We start from the raw sequence: 23,574 nt of genomic DNA, 5'->3' as shown, positions 1-23,574 counted from the left end.
AGGACGCACGCCACCGGATGGCGGGGATCAGGCTGAGGGAGGCTCGGGTAGCGGTTCGGGCGCTATCGAGCGCAGGCGCGCGTCATTGGTCGGGAGCAAGTGATCGCGATCGATCAGCCGCGCTGATAGACTCATATTGCTGGTCGGCACGCCGCCCGATGAAACGTGCGTGTGGTGGCCAATACCCGGGGCTGACTTGCCGAGATCATCGGTCTTGCCGGTCGCATCGTCATCGCCTTGCGTGCGAGTCGGCGGTCGCGTGGTCGCCGTCATGATCATCATGATGATCCGCATCGACCATGCGGACATACTCGTGTGTCGAGCCGTCGAGGTGGGGCACGGCAGCACTCAACGGCCTGTGCGAAAGCGCAAGGACAAGAATGAGCAAGGCTGACAGGATGCGCCCCATGTTTCAGGCGTTAGCACCGCTACGAAATGTCGGCGATGTGACGGTGTATCATTGGTGCGGCGTCCAGTCGCGCGGACACCTGCCCTAAGGCAACCCGCCCGTTTCTCAGCCGCAGTCACCGCTCGAGATATTGTCCCCACGCCTCCATCAATTCTCGGCGGCGCTCGAAAAATCCGTTCGCCTGTAGGCCGCCTCGACCCGGTCTGCCAGCTTGTGGGCTAGCGCCTTGTCCACGACCTCCTTGCGATAGTCGGTGCACTCGGCCACCCAGTGGGTAAAGCTGCTTCTGAAGCCATGTACAGTGATTGCATTGTGGCCCTTGTCGCGCAGGACCTTGATGAGTGTCATCTGGCTCAGTGGTCGATTTCCTCCGCTGGAGAAGATGAGGCCGTCCCGGTCTTCTCCAAATTGCCGACGTCGCTCAAGAATGCGCAGCGTGGGCAGGGAAAGGGGGGCAAGATGCTGCTTTCGCATTTTCATCCTGACCGCGGGGATTGACCAGGTGCGAGCCTCAAAGTCTATTTCCGACCACGTCGTTAGTCGTGCTTCGCCCGAGCGTACGGCATTATAGATGGTGAAACTCAGCGCATCGCGTCCAGCCGTTGGGGCTGCTGCGATCAGGCTTCGAACCAGAGCTGGAACGAGGCTGTAATCCATCGCCTCGTAATGTCGCTCGTCGATGGTTTGGCGCGGCAGTCCCTTGGGTACAGTGCGCAGTGACGCCTCATGCGGGCACCATCCTACGATGTGAGCGTAGTCGAGAACGGTCGTGATGCGTTGGAGAACCCGTCGCGCGGTCTCGGGAATTGATAGCCAGATTGGCGCGAGGGTGTCCCGCACAAGCGCGGGTGTGATCTCATCAACCGCAACAGTCCCAATGAAACCGAAGGCATGATTCTCAAGGGAGGACAGCCAAGAATATCGGTGATGCTTGTTGCGCCAGCCCGCCTTTAGCGCATCGTGGCATGCTCGCGCGGCTGCCTCGAAAGTTGGCGAGAGGGGAAGGGGTGCCCGAACGGCTGAGATCGTTTCGCCGCGTTCAATCTGACGTTTGAGGTCGGCCGACATAACCCGGGCTTGGGCGAGTGATACCGCAGGGAATGCACCGAGCCCATGATCGCGTCGTTTGCCTGCGGTTTGCATTCGAAGAACCCAGGATCTGGAGCCCGTCGGGCGTACCAGAAGATAGAGACCGGCGCCGTCGGCGTGCCGCCCCGGCTTGGCATTTCGGACTTCGATGGATGTAAGCGCCTATAACTTCTCGTCCCACAGAATGAGCCCACACCCGGTCGGATGCGGTGAAAATTCGCGGTTCCTTCTGAAACGGCACCATCTGATAACTCTTTTTGAATCAAAGAGATAAGGATGGTATGAGACCCTGCGAGACGACCTGTTTATCGTCCTCAGCTCCACCAACCACGGTCCCCGGAAATCCTGACAGTCTGATCTGACGCGCATCGCGTGCGGCGAGACACGTCCGCACCCTTTTCCTGTCGCGCCGGGTCGCAACAAATCGGTCGTCAGCGTCCATATCCGGGCGCGATCCGTTCCACACTACGCCACCAGATCGCAAAAAAGTTTCCCGCCGACATTCGGAAAGCCTGACCGGCCACGTCTAACCCCCAACGACAAAGAGCTTCTGACCGAAGTCCTTCAGGGGGTAGACATGAAAACTCGGGATCTGCTGTTTCTGACCACGGCCTGTGGCCTTGCCATCGCCGCCGCGCCGGCCTGGGCTCAGTCCGGCGGTGATGCCGTAGCGCAGGCGGCCGAAACGGCGGAGGATGAAGGGCCCGCGGAACTGGTCATCACCGGGTCGCGCATCGATCGCGCGGGCTTCGACGCGCCGACGCCGACCACGGTGCTGAGCGGCGACGCGCTGCTGCAGGGTGACCGCCCGAGCATCGCGCAAGTGTTGAACGATCTGCCGCAGTTCCGCGCTTCGACCACGCCGGTCACCAATTTCTCGGGCACCGCGTCGGGCTCGTCGCCCGCCGACCTTCGCGGCCTCGGCACCACGCGCACCCTGACCCTGCTCAACGGCCGCCGCTTCACCGGTGCCGGCGATCTCAACACCGTCCCGCAGGGCCTGATCGGCCGGGTCGAGGTCGTCACCGGCGGCGCATCGGCGGCCTGGGGATCGGGTGCGGTCGGCGGCGTGGTCAACATCATGCTCAACGAGCAACTCGAAGGGCTGACGCTCGGCGCACAGAGTGGCGTCTCGTCGCGCGAGGACGCGTTCCGCTACGGCTTCGACGCGAGCTTCGGGACGCGCTTCGCGGGCGGCGCAGGCCATCTCATGATCGGCGTTCAGTATATGAACGACGAGGGCGTGCTGGACCGCGATTCCCGCCCCAACCTCGGCAGCACGACGCTGTTCTCGAAGCCGGGCGGCGGCCGGGTGATCGCGCAGGACGTGAACTATTCCAACGCCAGCGTCGGCGGCCTGATCACGACCGGCGTGCTGGCGGGGCAGACTTTCGAGCGTGATGGCACGCTGCGCCCGTTCCGCTTCGGCAGCCCGAATGACGGGTCGTCGATGGTCGGCGGCGAAGGCACCAGCCTTCGCGACGAGACCGCGCTGTCGGCGCCCTATCAGCGGCTGAACGGCTATGCCCGTGCCAGCTTCGAACTGGGCGACGCGAAGCTGTGGGTCGATGGCAGCTATTCGCGGATGTGGGCGGAATATCCCTTCTACGCCGAAAGCAACCGCGGCAGCAGCAATATCATCGTGTCGCGCGACAATCCCTTCCTGCCGAAGGCGGTGCGTGACCGGCTGATCGCGGCGAACCAGACCAGCTTCCGCATGGGCCGCGTGTTCGAGGATTATGGCTATCGCACCTTCGGCTACACGCGTGAGACGATCGATGCCGCGATCGGTATCGACGGATCGTTCGGCGGCGGGAAGTGGCGGTACAGCGCCTATTACGGCCATGGCCAGCTGATCGACGATCGTGGCTATCTGAACCAGAAGGTCGATGCGAACTTCACGCGTGCGATCGATGTCGTGGCACACCCGGTCACCGGCGCACCGATCTGCCGCGTGGCGCTGACTGATCCCACCACCGCGTGCCGTCCGCTCAACGTCTTCGGCGAAGGCAATGCCGATCCGGCGGCGATTGCCTATGCCTTCTCGAACACGGCGCATGTCCGCAACACCACCAAGCTCGACACGGCGGCGGTCAGCCTGCGCGGCGATCCTTTCTCGCTCTGGGCCGGTCCGGTATCGATCGCGATCGGTGCCGAGGCGCGCTGGGAATCGATCGAGTCCAGCGGGCTCGATCCGATCTCCGCCGCGCGGGGGTTCACGACCTTCAACTTCTCCGAGCTCAACGGCGGTTTCAACGTCAAGGAAGGGTTCGCCGAAGTCGCGGTGCCGCTGCTCGATCAGGATTTCAGCAAGCTCGAATTCAGCGCGGCGGGCCGGTACAGCCATTACAGCAACACCGGCAGCGTCAATTCCTGGAAGCTGGGCCTGACCAACCGCGTCTACAGCGAACTGCTGCTGCGCGTTTCGCGCTCGCGCGACATTCGTTCGGGCAGCCTGAGTGAATTGTTCACCAACCGCTCGACCACCCGATCGACCGTCGCTGACGGGAGCAACGGAAGCTACGAGATCATCACCTATGGCGGCGGCAACCAGGCGCTGGATCCCGAGATTGGCGAGACGACCACGGCCGGCGTGACCTGGTCGCCTTCCTCCATTCCGGGCCTCAGCCTGTCGGTCGATTATTTCGATATCCGGATCAAGGGCGCCATTTCGACGCTGAGCGGTCAGGACATCATCACGCGCTGCGCCAACGGCAATACCGCGCTGTGCGGACAAATCGTCCGCGGCAGCGACAACAAGATCGCCCACATCTTCGCGACCTTCGTCAACCTGGCCGAATACAAGACGCACGGGATCGATTTCGAGGCGTCGTACAACCTGCCGCTCAGCAAGCTGTCGGCTTCGTGGCCGGGCACGCTCAAGTTCCGCGGCCTCGCGACCTATGTGCCGAGCCTGACCACCGACGATGGCGTCAGCAAGATCGAATATGCGGGCGAGGTCGGTGAGGCGCTTCCGTTCGGCACGCCGAAATGGCGCGCGAGCGGCAGCCTGACCTATCAGGATCAGACGCTCAGCGTCGATGCGCGCCTTCGCTATGTCGCTGGCGGCATGTGGAACAGCGCGCTGAAGGACCTCGAAAACAACGCGATCAAGGCGCGCACCTATGTCGATCTTGGCGCGCGGGTGACGATCGACAAGTTGACCTTGTCGCTCAACGTCAACAACCTGTTCGATGTCGATCCGCCGCTGACGACCACGGGCCAGATCCACTATGACCAGATCGGCCGGTACTTCTCGACGGCGGCGAAGATCCGGTTCTGACGCGCAGGGGGAAATTGCCATGAGCTCATCTTGCCCGGCCCTGAAGGGATCGATCCGCGGGGGCGTTGCCTTCGCGACCGGCGTCGCGGTGCTGGCTGCCATGCCCGCCACCGCCCAGTCCGCGACGCCGGTAACCGCCGCGCAGCTCGATCCGATCTTCGCAACGTTCAATTCGGAGACCGCGCCGGGTTGCGCGATTGCGGTGGACCGGCCCGGCCAGCCTGTCCTGACCCGCGCCTATGGCATGGCGGACCTCGAACATGGCATCCGCAACGCGCCTGATACAGTGTTCGAGGCGGGGTCGGTGTCGAAACAGTTCACCGCGGCGGCGGTGCTGGCGCTGGTCGATGCAGGCAAGCTGAAACTCGACACCGATGTGCGCACGATCATTCCCGAACTGCCCGATTACGGTCAGGTCATCACGGTCGACCAGCTGCTCAATCACACCAGCGGACTGCGCGACTGGGGCGCGGTGCTGGGCCTTGCCGGCTGGCCGCGGACCACGCGTACCAACTCGCAGAAGGATTTCCTGCTCGTCGCCACCCGGCAAAAGGCGCTCAACTACGAGCCGGGTGCGGAATCGAGCTACACCAACACCGGCTACAACCTGCTGACCGAGATCGTGCAGCGGGTCAGCGGCAAGTCGCTCGCCGAATATAGCCGCGAAACCTTCTTCGTGCCGCTCGGCATGACGCACACCCAGTGGCGGGACAATTTCCGCCGGATCGTGCCGGGCCGCGCCCAGGCCTATGACCGGAAGGGCGGCGGCTATGAGCAGGACATGCCGTTCGAGGATGCGTATGGCAATGGCGGGCTGCTCACCACCGTCGGCGATCTGCTGATCTGGAACCGCGCGCTCGATAGCGGCAAGCTCGGTGCCTTCGTGACCACAAAGCTCGCCGAACGCAGCACGCTGCGCGACGGCCGCAAGATCACCTATGGCCGCGGGCTGTTCAACTACCGCTTCCACGGCGCCGACGAGATCGCCCATTCAGGCGCGACCGCAGGCTATCGTGCCTGGCTCGCCCGCTATCCCGCACACCGGCTGTCGGTGGCGCTGCTGTGCAATGCGGCCAACGCCGATACCGGGATGGGGCGAAAGGTCGCGGCTTTGTTCCTGCCCGACCAGTCCGACACAGACATCGCCAAACCGATGCCGACGGGGCTGTTCGTCGATCAGGCATCGGGCACGCCGCTCGATGCCGCGCGCTTCCGCGCGAACGACAGCCGGATCGTGTCGAATGACCGGATCGAGCTGACCGGGCGCGACGGTAATGTCGCGGTCTTCCTGCGGACCCCGCCGGTCGAGGCGGCTGCGGTGAAGCTCGCCGATTATGCCGGGCTCTATGCCAGCGATGAGGTCGGCGCGGCCTACAGCATCACCCCCGGGGCCGACGGCCTGACCTGGCGAATCCGCGAACGGCCCGATTTCGTGCAGACGCTGAAGCCGGTCTATCGCGACGCCTTTCAGGGTGACGGCGCCACCTTCCGCTTCCAGCGTGGCGCTGGCGGCAAGGTGACTGCCCTTACGGTCAGCGTCGAACGCGCGCGCAACGTGCGATTTGCCCGGATTCGCTGATGAAAGGCCCGCAGGGCAGCATTATGCAAATTTCGAATACCCCTTTCGGCATCGGCATTGGACGCTTCCCTGCAGGCGCGGCAGCATCCGAATATGGAGCAGCGCCGGCAGAATCTCAGAGAATTCGAGATACGTCTGCGTTCCTTTGTTGCGTCTCGGATCAGTAATGCCAGCGATGCGGACGATGTGGTTCAGGAAACGTTTCTGAGATTTTGTTCGATCGATAAGGAGGAGTCGATCGCCAATCCGCTAGGATATCTCTACCGTATTGCTCTGAATATTATTATCGATCGCGCCAGGCGGCGTACGCCGTTGACGAATTCGGTCGATATCGATGGTGTCTCCGAAAATCTGCTGGCGACCGATCCTCTGCAGGAACAGGGGCGCGAACTGGCCGATTTGCAGCGCGCCTATCACGCCGCGCTGGCCGAGCTGCCGCCGCGCTGCGCACAGGTTTTCCATCTGCGCCGCCACCGCAGCATGACCGCGCCCGATGTCGCCGCAAGCTTGTCGATCACGACCCGGATGGTGCAGAAACACATGGTGATTGCGATGGCGCATCTTCAGAACCGGCTACACCCGTTCCTGCGCGGCGATCATGCCGATCTGTCGGGTGAGGGGGGCGGTTCCAGCGTACCGGTCAGGTGCCAGATGGCATCGAGCTCGCAGGCGCATGCATAGGTTTCGGGGTCGTCCAGCAGCGCCGCAAGCGCCGCGTCCGGCAAGGGTGTGTCGCCGGTGATCCGCGCGACCAGCTGCTCGAAGATCTCGGGGTCGATCACGCGCCTCCGCCTTGGCCGTCTTCACAGCCATTCGGGCGCCCGGTCCCTGTGCCTCTCTGCATCCTCTGCGCCTTTGACCGCATCGATACTGACAAGACGTGTAGATACGCCGATTGCGAACATCGGCCGAAACTATTCGACGCGATTCCCACGAAAGGTTGATTCATGACTGTTCTCGTTTCCCTCGCCGCCCTCCTCGCCGCCGGCGCCGCGCCGGCCGCGGACCCGCAGGGGGACAAGGCGGCCAAGGCGACGCTGGCGAGCGCATCCTATCGCGCCGCGGCCGCCCAGCTCGATCGCGAGCATGACCGGATCGTCGAGGAGATCGTCAAGCTGACCGAGATTCCGGCACCGCCGTTCAAGGAAGCGAAGCGCGCCGCGGCGTATCGCGACATGCTTGTCGAGGCGGGTCTGACCGATGTCGAGATCGATGCCGAGGGCAATGCGATGGGCCTCTATCGCGGCACTGGCCCGGCGGGCGGCCCGGTGATCGTGCTCGCCGCGCATCTCGACACGGTGTTTCCGGAGGAAACCAATGTGAAGGTCCGGCGCGAAGGGACGCGCCTCCATGCCCCCGGCATCGGCGACGATACGCGCAGCCTCGCCGTCCTCCTCGCCTATGCGCGCGCGCTCAAGGCCAATGCGATCAAGACGAAGACCGACATCCTGTTCGTCGGCAATGTCGGCGAGGAGGGGCCGGGCGATCTGCGCGGGGTCCGCTACCTCTTCACCAAGGGCAAGTACAAGGACCGGGTAAAGGCGTTCATGTCGATGGACGGCACGAATCCGGAGCGCATCGTCACCGGCGGCGTCGGATCGAAGCGCTATCGCGTCACCTACAAGGGACCGGGTGGCCACAGCTATGGCGCGTTCGGTCTCGTCAACCCGATGGTTGCGGCGGGCCGCACGGTCACCGAATTCTACACCATCCCCGTGCCGAAATCGCCCAAGACCACCTATGCGGCCAGCGTCACCGGCGGCGGCACCTCGGTCAACTCGATCCCGAACGAGATCTTCGTCGAGTTCGACATGCGCTCCGAGAATCCGGCCGAGCTCGCCAAGGTCGAGGCGCAGTTCAAGACGATCGTCCAGGCGAGCGTCGATGCCGAGAATGCCGCGCGCAGTACCCGGGAGGGCAAGATCAGCGCCGATCTCAAGATGATCGGCGACCGGCCGGCGGGCAGCACGCCCGCGACGGCTCAGATCGTGCAGATCGCGACCGCGATCATCACCGCCAAGGGGATGACTCCCGCCGCGTCCTTCTCCTCTACCGACTCGAACCTGCCGATGAGCCTCGGCATCCCCGCGATCACGATCGGTTCGGGCGGCAAGGGCGACCGCGCCCATTCGCTCGACGAGTGGATCGACGTCGAAAGGGGCGCGAGCGTGCAGGGCATGTCGGTCGGCCTTGGCATCCTCCTCGCGGCGGCAGGCGCCAAGTGAGCGCGGGCATGGTCCGCATCGCGCTGCTGGCCGCTGCGGCCATGCTCCCGCTCACCGCCGTTCCGGCACAGGAGCCGCTGGTCACCACGCCGGTTCCGACCACGCCGATCGCGGGCGAGTTCACGCTCGCCGCGGTCGGCGACCTCATCTACCTGCGCCCGATGCTGGCGACGCTTGAGGCGCGCAGCCCCGACATGGTGCGCCTGCTGCGCTCGGCCGATGTGACTTTCGGCAATTTCGAGATGACCGTGCTCGACCTCGCGACCACCAAGGGCGTGGCACAGGCGGAATCGGGCGGGACCTGGATCCTCGCCGACCCGGGCGTTCCCGAAGACGTTGCGGGTCTCGGCTTCGACATCGTCAGCCACGCCAACAACCATTCGACCGACTGGGGCGTCGAGGGGATGGCCGAAACCGGACGCCGCCTCACCGATGCGAAGCTCGTCTGGTCGGGGACGGGGCCGAGCATGACCGCCGCGCGTGCGCCGCGCTATCTCGATGCGCCCAAGGGCCGCGTCGCGATCGTCTCGGCAACCTCGACCTTCACCCCCATGTCACGGGCAAGCGACGGTTATGGCGAAGTGGCGGGGCGTCCGGGCGCCAACACCCTCCGCACCGTGCGCACCGCGCTGGTCACCGCCGAGCAGCTCGAAACGCTCGCGGCCATCGCCGCCAAGTCCCCGTTGCGAACCGACGGGCGCAAGGGCGACGCGGTGACGCTGTTCGGCAACCGCTTCGCGCCGGGCGCGACCGGCGGCAAGCATCTCGACTATCGCTATTCGATGAATGCGGCCGATCTGACCGCGAACCTTCGTTCGATCCGGCAGGCGAAGCAGAACGGCAATTTCGTGATCTATTCGGTCCACAATCACGAGCCGGGGAATGATTTCCAGGAGCCTGCGGACTTCGCGATCGAGCTCGCGCGCAAGGCGATCGATGCGGGCGCCGACGCCTATATGGGCCATGGCCCGCACCAGTTGCGCGGGATCGAGATCTACAAGGGCAAGCCGATCTTCTACTCGCTCGGCAACTTCGCGATGATGAACAACTCGCTCGATGTCGTCGCCCCCGACATGTACGACCAGTTCGGCGTCGCTCCCGAAAGCGGCACCGTTCCCGAGCTGCTCCAGGCACGCAACACCCGGAGCTTTTCCGACCCCAACCTCTATGAATCGGTGATCGCAGTGTCGCGCTATTCGGGCGGGCAAGTGACCGAGATCAAGCTCTACCCGGTCGATCTGGGCGTCGAGATCAAGGGGGCGGATCGCGGCGTGCCGCGCATGGCGTCGCGCGCGCATGGCGACCGGATTCTCGAACGGCTGCGCGCATTGTCCGCGCCGCTCGGCACGACGATCCGGATCGAGAATGGCGTGGGCGTGATCCGTCTCGCTGCGCCGGACGGCAAGCCCGCCCGGTAGCGCCGTCGCGCGTTGCCGTCAGGCGCTGCCCATTGCGGGCAGGGCGCTGGCGGCCTTCCATACCTGATCGACCGATTGCCGCGTGCGATCGGCCGATCGATACATGCGGATCTGCATCCGGACATCGGCGCCGAGATCGCAAAGATAGCCGCTCGCCAGCTCGCGGCGGATCAGGCTTTCGGGCAGCCAGGCGATGCCGTGCCCGGCAAGCACCATCGCCTTCAGGATTTCCGCCACGGCGTTGTCGTTGACATGGCTGGTCAGCAGCTGGACGCCGAAAACGCGCGCCGCGTGATTGCTCAGCCGGCCGAGGAACGAGTTCGGGCCATAGGCCAGCAGCGATGCTTCGCCGTCCAGCTTGAACAGCGGCTTGCCGTTCTCGCAGCGCGACGCGGCCAGCAACCGGTCCTCGCCCAGCACGATGAACGGAAACCGCTCGGGATCGAGCGACATCGGCACCGCGTCGTGGTGGAAAGTCAGGAGGAAGTCGCTCTCGCCCTCGACCAGCGACTGGATGCAATTGTGCGAATTGTCGGCGAGGACATCGGTCTTGAGCGGTCCCAGCGTCCGCTCGATCTCCTTGAGCCATTCGGGGAACACGCTCAGCGCCAGCGTATGCAGCGCGGCGAAGCTGACCGTCTTGCGCGACAGCTGCCGCCGCGCCTGCATGTCGGCGCGCGCATCGCGCAGCATGTTCAGTACTTCGTCCGCAGTCTCGCGAAACGACCGCCCTTCGTCTGTGAGCGATGTCGGAAAGGTGCTGCGATCGATCAGCGATACGCCGAGCCACAGTTCCAGCGCCTGGATCCGCCGGCTGAATGCGGACTGGGTGACGTTGCGCGCGGCTGCGGATCGCGAGAAGCTGCGCGTTTCGCACAGGCTGACGAAATCCTCGAGATGCTTCAGGTCCATTGCCGATCCGCCTTGTTTCATCGTCCGCCGGGTTCGCTTAACGGCAAAACCGGCGTCTTAGAACGCGAATGATAACCGGCGCCGCGAACGCCAACGCTGGAGAGATCCGCCCCAATGCGCAAAAGTGTCGAAGTCCTTGTGATCGGCGGTGGAATCGCGGGGATATCTGCGGCGGCCCGGATCGCGCAGCATGCGGAAACCGTCGTCCTCGAACGTGAATCCGCGCTCGGCTATCATTCGTCGGGGCGCAGCGCGACCTTCTACCATTTCGGGATCGGCAACGACGCCGTGCGCGGCATGACCGCGGCGAGCAGCGACTTTTTTGCAAATCCCCCGGCCGACTATCATGACGGTCCGCTCTGGACCGCCAAGCCCGCCTTGTTCATCGCCGACCGGAACTCGATGCCCGAGCTTGAGGCGCTGCATGTCGAGATGGACCGGTTCACCACCACCATCTCGCGGGTGGGGCCGGAAGCGATGCTGGAGATCGTCCCGGTCCTGAAGACCGGGGAAGACGGCGTCGTTGCCGGCCTGCTCGACACCGGCGGACGCAAGCTCGATGCCGACGCGCTGCTCCAGGCCAATGCCCGCGCGTTCCGCCGCGCCGGGGGGGAAGTCGTTTTCGACGCGCCCGTCACATCGATCACGCGGGCAGGCGACGGCTGGGAGGTCGAGACGCCGGTCGGTTCCTACGCTGCGCGAACCATCGTCAATGCTGCCGGGGCCTGGGCCGATGTCGTGGCGGGCATGGCCGGGGTCCGGCCGCTGGGCCTTCAGCCGCTTCGCCGTACGATCATCGGCTTCGCGCCGCCGCCCGAGCTCGACGTGTCCGGCTGGCCCTTCCTCAAGACCGTCGCCGATGAGGGTTTCTACATGCTCCCCGACGCGGGCCTGTTGCTGGCCTCGCCGATGGACGTGACCCCGGTCGAGCCGTGCGACGTCCAGCCCGACGAATATGAGATCGCGCTGGCGGCGTGGCGGGTCGAGGAGGCGACCACCCTCAATGTCGGCCGGGTCAGTACGCGCTGGGCCGGGCTGCGCAGCTTCGTCGCCGACAAGGTGCCGACCGCGGGCTTTGCGCCCGATGCGGACGGCTTTTTCTGGCTGGCCGGGCAGGGCGGCTACGGACTTCAGACCGCGCCTGCGATGGCGATGGCCGCCGAAGCGCTGATGTTCGACCTGCGCTGGCCTGAGGCGTTACGGGCGCAAGGCGTCAGGCCGGAGCAGATCCAGCCGGAGCGGCTGTTCGGCTGATCGCCGTCAACTGTTGGGCGACAAGGTTCCGAGCAGGGCGACCGCGAGGATCACCGCGATGGCGAACAGCGTCTCCAGCGTCACGCTGGTTCGCAAGCCGCCCATCGCCGATCGCGAGGCGACTTCCAGGCGTGGCGTCAGGCGCCAGCGATTGAACCCGGCAAAGCCCAGCATCGCTGCGAAAAGCATCAGCTTGAGGCCAAGCACGCGGCCATAGTCGCTGGCCGCCAGCGCCGGGAGCGAGCCGAGCCCCGCAATCGCCCAGAGGTTGACGACGCCGGTGACCAGCAGGGTGCCGACGATCAGCGTGCCCGTGACGGAGAACCGGCGAAGTGCGGCGATCAGATCGGCCGTGGCGGTGCGCGACCGGGCAAGCGCCAGGAACAGCAGGACAAGGCTTCCGAGCCAGACCGACGCGGCGATCAGGTGCAGAATATCGGACGCACGATGAAGGGTGCCGGTGGCGCCTTCGCTGGCCCCGGCATGTCCGGTCCAGGCCAGCGCGGCCAGCGCCAGGAGTGCCAGCACGGCGTGTGGCACCCGGGACCGCGTGGCGCGGGCCGCAAGCACGGCCAGCACCGCGAGGCACAGGAAACGCACGATCGCCGACAGGCCCGCACTGGTCTCGAACGCGATGAAGCGCAGCATCGGGGCATCCAGCACCGCCGTATCGCCGCCCGCCATCGCGAGCGCCGTGACCACCAATTGCGCGATGGCGAGGATCGCCCCGGCGCCTGCCAGCCCGGCGATCGCCGGCGCAGACAGGTCGCCGGGCGCAGTCCGCCGCGCGCAGAGCAACAGCCCGGCAAGCAGCAGGAGGTCGAGATAGACCAGCGCGCGCAGCATCACCGCCGCGCCTTCTCCTGCTGCCCAGGCGATCATGTCAGTTCACGGCGAAATTGTGCGTGCCGGTGATCCGGTGGGTGTCGGCGCCCACCACATGCCAGTCGACGCGATAGGTGCCCGCCGGAAGCGGCCGGGCGGCGGTCAGGACGATCGTGGTGCCGTCGCTGCCGACCGCGGCGCTCACGTTGGTCATCTTCATGTCGGGATGGTTCGCCATGCCCGGCATCCCGGTCATGATCAGCGCCGCGCCCGAAAGCTTCGGGGTCAGCCGCTCGCTGAACTTGAGTACGATCCGCGACACCGCCTTGGCCGGCTTGTTCGCCGCCGGGGTTGCCGAAACCAGCTTCGGATGGGCGGCGGCCAGGCCGGGGACCGCGAAGGCGAGAGCGGCAGCAAGCGATAGTGCGACTTTCGAGAAGGGATGCATATATGACTCCATGAATGTTCGTTCTGAATACGCGGCGAAATGCCCAACCCCGCGAAATTTCGAGGGTGGCGGCATCGGTTTGCGTAGATGCGACCGACGGAGACGATAGATGGCGACCGACCTCGACGAAACCTTGCAGGCGCTGGGCCGCTTTCCCGATCACCCGCAACTCGACGGGATCGAGGCGCGCGTACTGGCGTCGATCGACGCGCGGCGCGCGGACGCGGTCGGATCGCGCATGACCCTTACGCTGGCTGCCGGGGCGATGCTGCTCGGCGCCGCGGGGGCGACACTGCCCTACAAGCCGGCGGTCGCATCGACCCCCGCGACCTTCGCCGATCCCGGCCCGCTTGCCCCTTCGTCGCTGCTGCTGGGCTCGGCCGAGCGATGATGAAGCGCAATCTGATCATCGCACTGATCGCCTTTGCGGCAGCGCTGCTCGGCGTCTTCGCGGGCCGCGCGCTCGCGCCCGCGAAGCAGCAGGGCCGCGTCGATATCCATACCGTGCTGCACGAGCGGCTGGACCTCGATGCCGATCAGGCGCGCAAGCTGGATGCGCTCGAAGGCGAATTCGCCGTGCGCCGCCGTGCGCTCGAGGCAAGGATGCGGGCGCATAACCGCCGGCTCGCCGAGGCGATCGCGGCGGAGCATCGCAACGGTCCCGCGGTCGAGGCCGCGATCGACGCGACTCATGTGACGATGGGGGAACTCCAGAAAGCAACGCTCGCACATGTCTTTGCGATGCGCGGGCTGCTTCGGGAGGATCAGGCCCGGATTTTTGACGAGGCGGTGACCAAGGCGCTGGTCGAAGAACAACAGTGACCCTTGCTGCGGCGGAAAGCGATGGCGATCTGGCGGCGCGATCGCTTGCCGGCGATCAGCGCGCGTTCGCCGAGATTGTGAGCCGCCACAAGCAGTTCCTCTATGGCCTCACGGCGCGCCTGGTCGGCGGCCCCGACGATGCGCTCGACGTGGTGCAGGAAGCGTTCGTGTCCGCGCACGGGGCGCTCAAGCGCTACGACCCCGAGCGGCCGATGCGGACTTGGCTGGCACGCATCGCGATCAACAAGGCGCGCGACTGGCGCCGGAAGGAACGCGTGCGCGCCGTGCTGCGCAGCGTCCTGCCGCTCGGCGATGCGCCGGACGTCGCGGCGGACGAGGTTTCGGTCGAGCAGCAGGTTTCCGACCGGGCGGAGCTCGATGCGGTGCGCCGGCAGATCGCGAAAATGCCCGCGAAGCTGCGTGAAGTGCTGGTATTGCGGACGATCGAAGGACTGCCGCAGACCCAGGTCGCGGAGATGCTCGGCATCAGCGAGAAGTCGGTGGAAACGCGGCTCTATCGCGCCCGGCGGCACCTCGCCGAACGCTGATTCCCGGCAAATTCGGCCATTTCGATGTGAGGGGTTTTGGGTGCCCTAGCGTAGAACCGGGTAACCAACGGAGTTTCGAGAGTCTCATGAATTCGACAATTGACCGGCGGCAATTGCTGCGCGGCGCCGGGGTCGGCGGCAGCGCGTTGGCGCTTTCTGCATGGATGCCGGCCTGGGCGCAGACCAACTCGCCCGGCCTCGTGCGTGACCTGCCCAAGGTTTCGGGCGAAGACATCCGGCTCAAGATCGCGCACCAGATGCTGACGATCGACGGCAGGCAGGGCCATGCCATCGGCATCAACGGCACCGTGCCCGGCCCGCTGGTCCGCCTTCGCGAGGGGCAGACGGTCCGCCTTCATGTCGAGAACGCACTGGACGAAGACAGTTCGATCCATTGGCACGGCCTGATCCTGCCCTTCCACATGGATGGCGTTCCGGGCGTGAGCTTCCCCGGCATCAAGCCGCGTTCGACCTTCACCTATGAATTCCCGATCGTTCAGTCGGGCACCTATTGGTATCACAGCCATTCGGGCCTTCAGGAGCAGATGGGGCATTATGGCCCGATCGTGATCGATCCCGAAGGCACCGACCCGATCGTGTCGGATCGCGAGCATGTGATCGTGCTGTCCGACTACAGCTTCATGCATCCGCACAAGATCTTCCAGAAGCTCAAGCAGATGGGCGGCTACTTCAACCAGCAGAAGCTGACCGCGACCGATGGCGAGCCGATGTCGATCAAGGACCGGCTCGAATGGGGCCGGATGCGGATGGACCCGACCGACGTCGGCGACGTCACCGGATCGACCTATAGCTACCTGATCAACGGCCATGGACCGCGCGACAATTGGACTGCGCTGTTCCGGCCGGGCGAGCGCGTGCGGCTGCGCTTCGTCAACGCGTCGGCGATGACGACCTTCAACGTCCGTATCCCCGGGCTCAAGATCACCATCGTCCAGTCCGACGGCCTGCCGGTGCGTCCGGTCGCGGTGGACGAGTTCCAGATCGCGGTCGCCGAAACCTATGACGCCATCGTCGAGCCTGCCGACGACCGTGCCTACACACTGGTCGCCGAAAGCGTCGATCGGTCGGGCATGGCGGTCGCCACGCTGGCGCCGCGTCCCGGCATGGCGGCGGTCGTGCCGCCGCTGCGCAAGCGCCCGCTTGCCACCATGACCGATATGGGCATGGGCGGCATGGATCATGGCGGCGGCGGCGGTGCGGCGGGCGGATGCACGCCCGAACATGCCGCGATGGGCCATTGCAAGATGCCTGAAGCCGGTGCCGGCGATCATGCGGCGGCGGCGGCTCCGGCCGCACCGATGAAGCACGGGATGCGCGACTTCTCGGTCGCGCCAGGGGTCAAGAAGACCCCGACCGTCCAGTCGATCTCGCCGATGCCGGTCGACCGGATGGGCGACCCGGGCCAGGGGCTGGCCGATGTCGGCCACCGCGTACTCACCTATCGCGATCTCGTCGCGGTCGATCGCAATCCCGACATCCGCGCGCCCGAGCGGGCGATGCGCATCCACCTTACCGGCAACATGGAACGCTATATGTGGGCGTTCGACGGCGAGAAGCTGTCGGAGGTGAAGGCGCCGATCCCGTTCCTCGAGGGCGAGCGCGTGCGCGTCACGCTCGTCAACGACACGATGATGGGCCACCCGATCCATCTCCACGGGCATTTCTTCGAGCTGGTGACCGGGCATGGCGACTATGCGCCGCGCAAGCACACGGTGAACGTCCAGCCGGGCGGAACCGCGACCTTCGACTTCACCGCCGATGCGGTCGGCGACTGGGCGTTCCATTGCCATATGCTCTACCACATGCATGCCGGGATGATGCAGGTCGTGACGGTGCGTCCGCGGGAGGGCGCGGCATGATCCGGCTCCTCTCCATCGGCGCGGCGTTCGGTGCGCTCGTTGCTGCGGTACCCGCATTGGCTCAGGCGCATGACGGCCATGGCCAGCAGGGTGCTGCACAGGCGCCGAAGCCCGCGCCTGCACCGGCCGTATCCGGTTGCACGCCCGAGCATGCGGCCATGGGGCATTGCAAGATGCCGGAGGCGCCGCCCGCGGCCCCTGCGCAGAGCAGCTGCACCCCCGAGCACGCCAAGATGGGGCATTGTACGATGCCCGAGGCCAAGCCGGAACCCGTGCCCGAAGCTCCGGCCGCGGCCGATCCGGACTGTCCGCCCGAGCATGCGAAAATGGGTCATTGCACCCCCAAGGCACCTCCGTCCGAGAAGACAGCTCCGTCCGAAGAGGCCGCCGGCACCGCGCTGCCCGCGGGTGACGCCCCCGCGCCGCGTCCGGTCCCGGCCAACTATGCCGACCGGGTGTGGGGCGCGGGCGCGATGCAGCCAGCGCGCACCCAGCTCCACCGCGAACATGGTGGCGGCACCTTCAATCAGGTCATGCTCGACCTGGCCGAGGTGAAGATCGCCAAGGGGCATGAGGGCTACAAGTTCGAGGGTAATGTCTGGTACGGCGGCGACATCAACCGCTTCGTCTTCAAGGCGGAGGGTGAGGGCGAGTTCGGCGAGGCGATGGAAGGCGCCGAACTGACCGCGCTCTACAGCCGCGCGATCGATCCCTATTTCAACCTCCAGGCCGGTATCCGGCAGGACGTAGGACCCGGTCCCGACCGCACCCATGCAGTGATCGGGGTCGAGGGGCTGGCGCCCTATTGGTTCGAGGTCAGCGGCTATCTCTACCTGTCGACCCAGGGGGAAGTGACGGCGAGTTTCGCGGGGGAATATGACCAGCGCCTCACGCAACGCCTGATCCTCCAGCCCAAGGTGGAGTTCGACCTGTCGGTGCAGGACATGCCTGAACTCGGGATCGGATCGGGCCTGACGGGCGCCGAGTTCGGCTTGCGCCTTCGCTACGAGTTCGCCCGCGAATTCGCGCCCTATATCGGGGTCGTTCACGAACGGAAGTTCGGACGGACGGCGGACTATGCGCGCGCCGCGGGGGAAGACAGCGCCTCCACCAACTTCGTGGTGGGCGTCCGCGCCTGGTTCTGACGCCGTGCTGATCCGGCCCGGGCCATGCGGTCCGGGCCGCGCTGCACCGGTTCTGCACATCCAGCAGACCGAAATCGCATGGCGCGTTGCGCAACGGCTGCGCAACGACCGCGCAAACCTCCCTGCGAAAGGGAGGAATTCAATGGACCTTCTCGCATTTGCCCGCCGGCGGCGGTTCGTCTGGCTTGGCGTTGCCGCGGCGGCGATCGTCGCGCTCGGCGACCTCATCTTCTGGCAATATGACCGCCATGGCGGGCAGCTCGGCGGGTATCTGATGGCCCTCATGCTGATGGCGGTGGCGGTGCGCCCGGCGATGTGGCGCGACGGCCGGGCGATGGCGGCAGCGGCGGCGGCGATGCTCTTCGCCGCGGCGATCGTGATCGATCCGGGCTGGCTCGCTCTGCTGCTGTTCCTGACCGCGTCCGCGATGGCGGTGCTGCTGCCTGCGACCGGCCGGTTCGACGATGGCTGGCGCTGGTTCCAGCGGCTGTTGCTCCATGGGCTGCGCACGCCGCTTGCGCCCTTGCTCGATCTGCTCCGCGTGCTGCGGGTGCGCCGCCGGCGCAAGCGCAGCGGGCTCAGCCTGCCGCGCGGGCTGGCGGTTTTCGCGCTGCCGGTCGCGGGCAGCGCGGTGATCCTGATGCTCTTCGCCTCCGCCAACCCGGTGCTCGACCGGTTCCTCAGCAGCCTCACCCAGGTTGAGCTGTCGGTCACGGGCATCGCCCGTGTGATCTTCTGGTGCGGGCTGTTGCTGCTGGCCTGGCCATTGCTGCATCCGCGCCCGCGGCAGCAGCTGCTTGGCACCTTCGACGGTTCGGGCGATCTGCCGCTGCCCGGCGTATCGGTCGCCTCGGTGACACTGTCGCTCGTCGCCTTCAACCTGCTGTTCGCGCTGCAAAATGCAATGGACATCGCCTATCTGGGCGGGCTGCTGCCGATGCCCGGGGGGATCACGCTCGCCGAGTACGCGCATCGCGGCGCCTATCCGCTGATCGCCACGGCACTGCTCGCCGCGCTGTTCGTGCTGGTGACGCTGCGCCCCGGATCGACCACCGCCGCAGTCCCCTTGATCCGCGGACTGGTAGTCCTCTGGATCGCGCAGAATCTGGTGTTGGTCGGCTCCTCGATCCTGCGCACGATCGACTATGTCGAGGTCTATTCGCTGACCGAGTTCCGGATGGCGGCGTTGGCCTGGATGGTACTGGTCGGGCTGGGGCTGGTCTTCACCTGCTGGCGCATGCTGGCGGGCAAGAGCGCGGGCTGGCTGATCAACGTCAACCTCGCCGCCGCCGGGCTGGTGCTGACCGCATTCAGCCTGACCGATACCGCGGCGATCGCGGCCAGCTGGAATGTCCGCCACGCGCGCGAGGCGGGTGGCCGGGGCGCCGAACTCGATCTCTGCTATCTCAACAGCCTTGGCGGGTCGGCGTTCGCGGCGTTGGTCGAGCTGGAGAAACGGCAGGATCTGGGCCCAGATTTCCGCGAGCGCGTGCAGAGCGTGCGCGGCGAGGTCCACCAGCGGCTCCAGTACGAGGTGCTGGAAGGCGGCTGGTCACTGCGCGGCGCGCGGCAACTGGTGCAGGGTCAGGAAATGCTGGTCGCAATGCCCGATCGTCCGGCGCTCAAACCGGGGCCGCGCGGATGCGACGGCACGATCATCCCAGGGGAACCGCCTGCCGCGCTTGAAGGTCCTCCCGTAGCGGTTCCCGCTGACTCCGCCGCCGAAGCCGCCGCACGGGCGGCGTCCGAAGCCGCCTCGCCCGCCGCATTGACAGCGGAGCCGCAGCGATGATCATGTGCCCCATGCCGCGCTCGATCCTGATCGTCGATGATGATCCGCACATTCGCCAGCTTCTGGTCTTCGCCTTCGGCAAGGCCGGGCTGGATACGATCGAGGCGGGCGACGGCGAAGAGGCGCTGGCAGCCGTCGCGCGACAGCGGCCGAGCCTGATCGTGCTCGACATCAACATGCCGCGCATGGACGGGCTGGAGGTCTGCCGGCGCCTGCGCGCGGCGGGGGACGTGCCGATCCTGTTCCTCTCCTCGCGCGACGACGAGATCGACCGGGTGCTGGGGATCGAGCTCGGCGGCGACGACTATGTCGTGAAGCCCTTTTCGCCGCGCGAGGTCGTGGCGCGATCGATGGCGATCCTGCGCCGTACCGCCGCCGCGCCGCCGCCGGTCGAGAATGCCGCCAGGCTCGATTATGGCGGGTTGAGCATCGACAGCGATTCCTGGTCGGCCAGCTGGCAGGGGGGCGAGGTGCCGCTGACGGTGACCGAGTTCACGATCCTGCGCACGCTTGCCTCGATGCCCTCGCGTATCTTCTCGCGCGACATGATCATCGACCGGCTGCACGGCCCCGGCTTCGCGATCACCGACCGTACTGTCGACAGCCATGTCCGCAATTTGCGGCGCAAGTTTGCCGATGCCGGTTGTGCCGACCTGATCGAGACGCGCGCCGGGGTCGGCTACCGCCTCGGCGGCTGCAAGGGGACGATCGCGGCGGCATGATCGCCCGGCTCAAGGCTCTGGTCGCGCGGCACTGGCCGGTGCTGCGGTTGCGCACGATCCTGTTCGGCACCTTGCTGTTCGTCGCGGCGCTTCCGGGCTTCGGCGCGATCTTCTTGCGCGTGTACGAGAATGCGCTGGTCCGCCGCACCGAGGCCGAGCTGGTGGCGCAGAGCGCGGCGCTGGCGGCGAGCGCGGCAGTGCTCTGGGTTCCCGACCGCGCGGTTCCGGCGGGTGATCCCGGCGGCGAGGCCGCGCCCGGCGATCGCAGCCGGCGCTATCGCGAGCAGCCGACCGAGGTCGACCTGCGCGCGTCGCCGATCCTTCCGCCCCGGCCGGCGGCGGCGGCCACGGCGATCGCACCCGAACCAGCCGCGCTCGCGGTCGCCGGGCGGATGATGCCCGCCTTTCTGGAGACCAAGCAGGCGACGCTCTCCTCGATCGTCATGCTCGACCGCAACGGGATCGTGCTGACAGGGCCGGACAAGGGGCGTTCCTTCGCGACGCTCCCCGAAGTGCGCACGGCGCTCTCAGGCAGCCCGGCCACCGTTCTCCGGGAGAATGAGAGCTACGCCGCGCGCTATCCCTTCGAATGGCTCAGCCGCGCCTCCAATCTCCGCTTGCATCATGCGCGGCCGATCGCGGCGGACGGGCAGGTGGCGGGCGTGCTGCTGGTCTCACGATCGCCGCGCGCGCTGTTCCGCGGCATCTATGAGGACCGCGGCAAGATCGCGCTCGGCGTCGTGCTCATCCTGATGACCCTGGTGGTCCTCTCCGGTGTCCTGTCGCGCGCGATCGTCCGGCCGATCGAGAATCTGAGCCGCACCACCCGCGCCCTGGCGTCGGGGCGTCGGGTCGAGCCGCCGCGTCCCTCGCTCCAGGTGGTCGAGATCCGCGCCCTGTTCGACGATTTCGAGATCATGGCGGAGAGCATCGACAAGCGTTCGCGCTACCTGCGGGACTTCGCCTCCTCGGTCAGCCACGAATTCAAGACGCCGCTCGCCGGGATCGGCGGCGCGATCGAGCTGCTGCAGGATCATGGCGGCGACATGACCGCGGCAGAGCGCGAGCGCTTCCTGCGCAACATGGCGGGCGATGCCGAGCGGCTGTCGCGGCTGGTGCGGCGTTTGATGGAGCTGGCGCAGGCGGATCTGCATCAGCATGATGCCGAGCCGCGCGCGGCGCTGGCGCCGGTCCTGGCCGCGGTCGCCGATGGGCTGAGCGGAGACGGGTTCGCGATCCGCTTCGCGCTGCCCGATGCGATGCCCCCGCTCGCGATCGACGGCCGGACGCTCGAGGCGATCCTGACCACGCTCGCCGACAATGCGCGTCAGGCCGGGGCGTCGGAGCTGGCGATCGCTGTGCGCGTCGAAGAGGGTATGGTGATGCTCGACCTGACCGATAACGGGCCTGGTATTGCGCCGGGCGACCGCGACCGGATCTTCGACCCCTTCTTCACGACCAAGCGCGCGACCGGTGGAACCGGCCTCGGCCTGTCGATCGCGCGCTCGCTGATGCAATCCTATGGCGGCACGCTGCGCCTGCTCCCGTCGGATGGCGGCGCGCATTTCGAGCTGGTGTGCGGGCTCGCCGCCGCGAACGGGCCTCACCAGATCTGAGCCTTCAGCCCAGCGCCTCGAACTTGAAGTTGGTGAACTTCGCCTCGCCCTCGCCCGCCGAATAGAGGCCTGGGCGGAGCATCAGGAAGCCGCCGCGGACATTATGGTGGTAGCCCGAAACCTCCATGCCGCGGTCGAAGCGCGCCCACGTCTTCCCGCCGTCGCTCGACGTGTCGTAGGTGACGATGTGGCGGTTGTTGGTCACCCGCATCCGCATCTTGCGCCCGTGCGGATTGGCGGGGCGGCCGCGTTCGATGCCATATTGATGCGTGACGAAGCGCTTCTCGTCGAAGCCGAGGCCGCAATAGAGCTTCTCGTCATAGAAGAGGATAAGGCCGGCGGTACCGCCCGGTGCGATCTCGATATCGCATTCGAAGCGATAGGCGGGGTCGCCCGCGATCAGCAGCAGCGGGGAGGATGAGGACGGCGCGGTGCCGCGGCCCTTCAGGATCAGCGACCCGTTCTCGACCCGGGCGCGGGTCTGCTCATCGGCGGCGGGCTTGAAGAAGTTCCACTTGGTGCCGATTGCGAGGCTGCTGAAATCGTCCGACAGCGCCATGCCGTGCGGCCCTGCCTTCTCGCCGCCCTTGGGCTTGGCGATCGGCTGGGAGAGGTCGCCGCCCTTCATCCGGAACCAGCCGTCCGCGGTCCACTCGACCGGATCGAGCAGCGCCTGCCGCCCGAGCGTCCAGTATCCGTTCTCGAAGCCGTGATAGACTGCCCACCAGCCACCGTCCGGTCCCTCGACCAAAGTGGCATGCCCCCGCGACCACCATTTCTCGTCGAGCGAGGTGGTGCGGACCAGCGGGTTATGCGGGCAATTTTCCCACGGTCCGTGGATCGACTTCGAACGTGCGGCGATCACCATATGCCCGGTCGGCGGACCCGCTGTGCCGCCGACCGCGGTGATCATGTAGAACCAGCCATTGTGGCGGGTGATCTTTGGTCCCTCCGGCGCGAACCCCTCGACCACCCAGTCGCTGGGATAGCGCCACGGGTCGTAGACATGCTCGGGCTCGCCGATGCGGGAAAGGCCATCGTCCGACAGCCGAACGCGGTCGCCGCCCGACAGGAATAGCCAGCGCGATCCGTCCTCGCCCACGGCATGACCGGGATCGATATGTGCAGGAAGCTTGAGGTCGATCGGATCGCTCCACGGCCCCTCGATCCTGTCGGCCCAGATCACCCAGCTCGTCGTCGGGTTCTTGGTCGGGATGTAGAGGTAGAAGCGGCCCTTATGCTTGCACAGCTCGGGCGCCCAGACCGATCCGATGAACTTGGTGAGCGCCGCAGTGATCGGGCGCCAGTTGATCAGGTCGCGCGAGTGCCAGATCACCAGGCCCGGATAGGAATCGAAGGTCGAGAAGGTCATGTAATAGTCCTTCCCGTCCTTGAGGATCGTCGGATCGGGATGGTCGCCCGCCATCAGCGGGTTGAGGAAGCGCCCGTCGCCCAGATCGGGGATGCGCTGATTGTCGAAGCCGCGCTTCCAGTCGGGCGCGGGCTGCTTCGCCGTGGCGGCGCGTGCGGCAGCTGTGGCCGGGCTGAGGATGGTAGCGCTACCAGCAACGGCTGCGCCCATGATGTCGCGTCGGTTCAGATGCATC

At 66.4% G+C, this 23,574-nt stretch carries 20 protein-coding genes and 1 pseudogene; 14 read left to right on the top strand and 7 right to left on the bottom strand.

The features are described 5' to 3' along the window. Nucleotides 1–27 precede the first annotated feature (27 nt). The 3 genes and pseudogenes from AC07TU_RS00335 to AC07TU_RS00325 all read right to left on the bottom strand — a co-directional run. The gene (locus AC07TU_RS00335; RefSeq protein WP_495185927.1) at nucleotides 28–282 is read right to left on the bottom strand and encodes a hypothetical protein; all 255 of its coding nucleotides are present in this window, start codon (nucleotides 280–282) and stop codon (nucleotides 28–30) included. A 274-nt stretch (nucleotides 283–556) separates the two neighbouring features. Then, a complete protein-coding gene (locus AC07TU_RS00330) occupies nucleotides 557–1,477 on the bottom strand; it encodes a tyrosine-type recombinase/integrase (protein WP_495185926.1) in 921 nt (306 codons plus the stop codon). A 9-nt stretch (nucleotides 1,478–1,486) separates the two neighbouring features. Further along, a pseudogene (locus AC07TU_RS00325) lies at nucleotides 1,487–1,648 on the bottom strand (Arm DNA-binding domain-containing protein); the annotation flags it as partial. A gap of 427 nt (nucleotides 1,649–2,075) precedes the next feature. Between AC07TU_RS00325 and AC07TU_RS00320 the strand changes: the two are divergent. From AC07TU_RS00320 to AC07TU_RS00300, 5 genes are all read left to right on the top strand, one after another. Beyond that, on the top strand, nucleotides 2,076–4,781 hold the full coding sequence (locus tag AC07TU_RS00320; protein WP_495185925.1) for a TonB-dependent receptor plug domain-containing protein: 2,706 nt from the start codon (nucleotides 2,076–2,078) through the stop codon (nucleotides 4,779–4,781). A 19-nt stretch (nucleotides 4,782–4,800) separates the two neighbouring features. Further along, nucleotides 4,801–6,360: a serine hydrolase domain-containing protein gene (locus tag AC07TU_RS00315; RefSeq protein WP_495185924.1), complete on the top strand. Its 1,560-nt coding sequence runs from the start codon at nucleotides 4,801–4,803 to the stop codon at nucleotides 6,358–6,360. A 57-nt stretch (nucleotides 6,361–6,417) separates the two neighbouring features. Continuing rightward, on the top strand, nucleotides 6,418–7,041 hold the full coding sequence (locus tag AC07TU_RS00310; RefSeq protein WP_495185923.1) for an RNA polymerase sigma factor: 624 nt from the start codon (nucleotides 6,418–6,420) through the stop codon (nucleotides 7,039–7,041). Between the two features lie 266 nt (nucleotides 7,042–7,307). Beyond that, entirely contained in the window at nucleotides 7,308–8,585 is a 1,278-nt protein-coding gene (locus AC07TU_RS00305) for a M20/M25/M40 family metallo-hydrolase (protein WP_495185922.1), read from the top strand. Between the two features lie 8 nt (nucleotides 8,586–8,593). Continuing rightward, entirely contained in the window at nucleotides 8,594–10,003 is a 1,410-nt protein-coding gene (locus tag AC07TU_RS00300) for a CapA family protein (RefSeq protein ID WP_495185921.1), read from the top strand. An 18-nt stretch (nucleotides 10,004–10,021) separates the two neighbouring features. Here AC07TU_RS00300 and AC07TU_RS00295 read toward each other — a convergent pair whose 3' ends face one another. Beyond that, nucleotides 10,022–10,915, bottom strand: coding sequence for a LysR family transcriptional regulator (locus AC07TU_RS00295; RefSeq protein ID WP_495185920.1), 894 nt, complete (start codon nucleotides 10,913–10,915; stop codon nucleotides 10,022–10,024). A gap of 114 nt (nucleotides 10,916–11,029) precedes the next feature. Between AC07TU_RS00295 and AC07TU_RS00290 the strand changes: the two genes are divergently transcribed. Further along, nucleotides 11,030–12,169 (top strand): NAD(P)/FAD-dependent oxidoreductase, encoded by a 1,140-nt coding sequence (locus AC07TU_RS00290; protein ID WP_495185919.1) that lies wholly within the window; start codon nucleotides 11,030–11,032, stop codon nucleotides 12,167–12,169. A gap of 6 nt (nucleotides 12,170–12,175) precedes the next feature. Here the strand turns inward: AC07TU_RS00290 and copD are convergent, their stop codons facing one another. Both copD and copC read right to left on the bottom strand, forming a co-directional pair. Continuing rightward, nucleotides 12,176–13,051, bottom strand: coding sequence for a copper homeostasis membrane protein CopD (gene copD / locus AC07TU_RS00285; protein ID WP_495185918.1), 876 nt, complete (start codon nucleotides 13,049–13,051; stop codon nucleotides 12,176–12,178). Between the two features lies 1 nt (nucleotide 13,052). Next, nucleotides 13,053–13,442, bottom strand: coding sequence for a copper homeostasis periplasmic binding protein CopC (gene copC, locus AC07TU_RS00280; protein ID WP_495185917.1), 390 nt, complete (start codon nucleotides 13,440–13,442; stop codon nucleotides 13,053–13,055). A 109-nt stretch (nucleotides 13,443–13,551) separates the two neighbouring features. Here copC and AC07TU_RS00275 point away from each other — a divergent pair, with 109 nt between their 5' ends. From AC07TU_RS00275 to AC07TU_RS00240, 8 genes are all read left to right on the top strand, one after another. Then, nucleotides 13,552–13,833, top strand: a complete 282-nt coding sequence (locus tag AC07TU_RS00275; RefSeq protein ID WP_495185916.1) for a hypothetical protein — start codon at nucleotides 13,552–13,554, stop codon at nucleotides 13,831–13,833. After that, entirely contained in the window at nucleotides 13,830–14,264 is a 435-nt protein-coding gene (locus AC07TU_RS00270; RefSeq protein ID WP_495185915.1) for a periplasmic heavy metal sensor, read from the top strand. The genes AC07TU_RS00275 and AC07TU_RS00270 overlap by 4 nt, the downstream gene beginning before the upstream one ends. Continuing rightward, nucleotides 14,261–14,812, top strand: coding sequence for an RNA polymerase sigma factor (locus tag AC07TU_RS00265; protein ID WP_495185914.1), 552 nt, complete (start codon nucleotides 14,261–14,263; stop codon nucleotides 14,810–14,812). Before AC07TU_RS00270 ends, AC07TU_RS00265 begins: the two co-directional genes overlap by 4 nt. An 86-nt stretch (nucleotides 14,813–14,898) precedes the next feature. After that, on the top strand, nucleotides 14,899–16,692 hold the full coding sequence (locus tag AC07TU_RS00260) for a copper resistance system multicopper oxidase (protein ID WP_495185913.1): 1,794 nt from the start codon (nucleotides 14,899–14,901) through the stop codon (nucleotides 16,690–16,692). Continuing rightward, nucleotides 16,689–17,837: a copper resistance protein B gene (locus AC07TU_RS00255; RefSeq protein WP_495185912.1), complete on the top strand. Its 1,149-nt coding sequence runs from the start codon at nucleotides 16,689–16,691 to the stop codon at nucleotides 17,835–17,837. The genes AC07TU_RS00260 and AC07TU_RS00255 overlap by 4 nt, the downstream gene beginning before the upstream one ends. Before the next feature lie 142 nt (nucleotides 17,838–17,979). Next, nucleotides 17,980–19,629 (top strand): DUF4153 domain-containing protein, encoded by a 1,650-nt coding sequence (locus tag AC07TU_RS00250; protein ID WP_495185911.1) that lies wholly within the window; start codon nucleotides 17,980–17,982, stop codon nucleotides 19,627–19,629. 11 nt (nucleotides 19,630–19,640) lie between these two features. Next, nucleotides 19,641–20,351: a response regulator transcription factor gene (locus AC07TU_RS00245; protein ID WP_495185910.1), complete on the top strand. Its 711-nt coding sequence runs from the start codon at nucleotides 19,641–19,643 to the stop codon at nucleotides 20,349–20,351. Next, nucleotides 20,348–21,967 (top strand): HAMP domain-containing sensor histidine kinase, encoded by a 1,620-nt coding sequence (locus tag AC07TU_RS00240; RefSeq protein ID WP_495185909.1) that lies wholly within the window; start codon nucleotides 20,348–20,350, stop codon nucleotides 21,965–21,967. Before AC07TU_RS00245 ends, AC07TU_RS00240 begins: the two co-directional genes overlap by 4 nt. Before the next feature lie 4 nt (nucleotides 21,968–21,971). Here AC07TU_RS00240 and AC07TU_RS00235 read toward each other — a convergent pair whose 3' ends face one another. Next, nucleotides 21,972–23,573, bottom strand: a complete 1,602-nt coding sequence (locus tag AC07TU_RS00235; protein ID WP_495185908.1) for a family 43 glycosylhydrolase — start codon at nucleotides 23,571–23,573, stop codon at nucleotides 21,972–21,974. Nucleotide 23,574: the final 1 nt, after the last annotated feature.

Source organism: Sphingomonas sp. GW821-FHT03E12 (assembly GCF_059420685.1).
The sequence above is the reverse complement of the archived record's forward strand: the minus strand, read 5'-3'. Positions and strand labels throughout refer to the sequence as shown.

What these genes read in the sequence shown, in the direction of transcription:
- AC07TU_RS00335 (WP_495185927.1), bottom strand. Translation starts at nt 282, where the DNA reads ATGATGATCATGACGGCGACCACGCGACCGCCGACTCGCACGCAAGGC.
- AC07TU_RS00330 (WP_495185926.1), bottom strand. Translation starts at nt 1,477, where the DNA reads ATGTCGGCCGACCTCAAACGTCAGATTGAACGCGGCGAAACGATCTCA.
- AC07TU_RS00320 (WP_495185925.1), top strand. Translation starts at nt 2,076, where the DNA reads ATGAAAACTCGGGATCTGCTGTTTCTGACCACGGCCTGTGGCCTTGCC.
- AC07TU_RS00315 (WP_495185924.1), top strand. Translation starts at nt 4,801, where the DNA reads ATGAGCTCATCTTGCCCGGCCCTGAAGGGATCGATCCGCGGGGGCGTT.
- AC07TU_RS00305 (WP_495185922.1), top strand. Translation starts at nt 7,308, where the DNA reads ATGACTGTTCTCGTTTCCCTCGCCGCCCTCCTCGCCGCCGGCGCCGCG.
- AC07TU_RS00300 (WP_495185921.1), top strand. Translation starts at nt 8,594, where the DNA reads ATGGTCCGCATCGCGCTGCTGGCCGCTGCGGCCATGCTCCCGCTCACC.
- AC07TU_RS00295 (WP_495185920.1), bottom strand. Translation starts at nt 10,915, where the DNA reads ATGGACCTGAAGCATCTCGAGGATTTCGTCAGCCTGTGCGAAACGCGC.
- AC07TU_RS00290 (WP_495185919.1), top strand. Translation starts at nt 11,030, where the DNA reads ATGCGCAAAAGTGTCGAAGTCCTTGTGATCGGCGGTGGAATCGCGGGG.
- copD (WP_495185918.1), bottom strand. Translation starts at nt 13,051, where the DNA reads ATGATCGCCTGGGCAGCAGGAGAAGGCGCGGCGGTGATGCTGCGCGCG.
- copC (WP_495185917.1), bottom strand. Translation starts at nt 13,442, where the DNA reads ATGCATCCCTTCTCGAAAGTCGCACTATCGCTTGCTGCCGCTCTCGCC.
- AC07TU_RS00275 (WP_495185916.1), top strand. Translation starts at nt 13,552, where the DNA reads ATGGCGACCGACCTCGACGAAACCTTGCAGGCGCTGGGCCGCTTTCCC.
- AC07TU_RS00270 (WP_495185915.1), top strand. Translation starts at nt 13,830, where the DNA reads ATGATGAAGCGCAATCTGATCATCGCACTGATCGCCTTTGCGGCAGCG.
- AC07TU_RS00260 (WP_495185913.1), top strand. Translation starts at nt 14,899, where the DNA reads ATGAATTCGACAATTGACCGGCGGCAATTGCTGCGCGGCGCCGGGGTC.
- AC07TU_RS00255 (WP_495185912.1), top strand. Translation starts at nt 16,689, where the DNA reads ATGATCCGGCTCCTCTCCATCGGCGCGGCGTTCGGTGCGCTCGTTGCT.
- AC07TU_RS00250 (WP_495185911.1), top strand. Translation starts at nt 17,980, where the DNA reads ATGGACCTTCTCGCATTTGCCCGCCGGCGGCGGTTCGTCTGGCTTGGC.
- AC07TU_RS00245 (WP_495185910.1), top strand. Translation starts at nt 19,641, where the DNA reads ATGCCGCGCTCGATCCTGATCGTCGATGATGATCCGCACATTCGCCAG.
- AC07TU_RS00240 (WP_495185909.1), top strand. Translation starts at nt 20,348, where the DNA reads ATGATCGCCCGGCTCAAGGCTCTGGTCGCGCGGCACTGGCCGGTGCTG.
- AC07TU_RS00235 (WP_495185908.1), bottom strand. Translation starts at nt 23,573, where the DNA reads ATGCATCTGAACCGACGCGACATCATGGGCGCAGCCGTTGCTGGTAGC.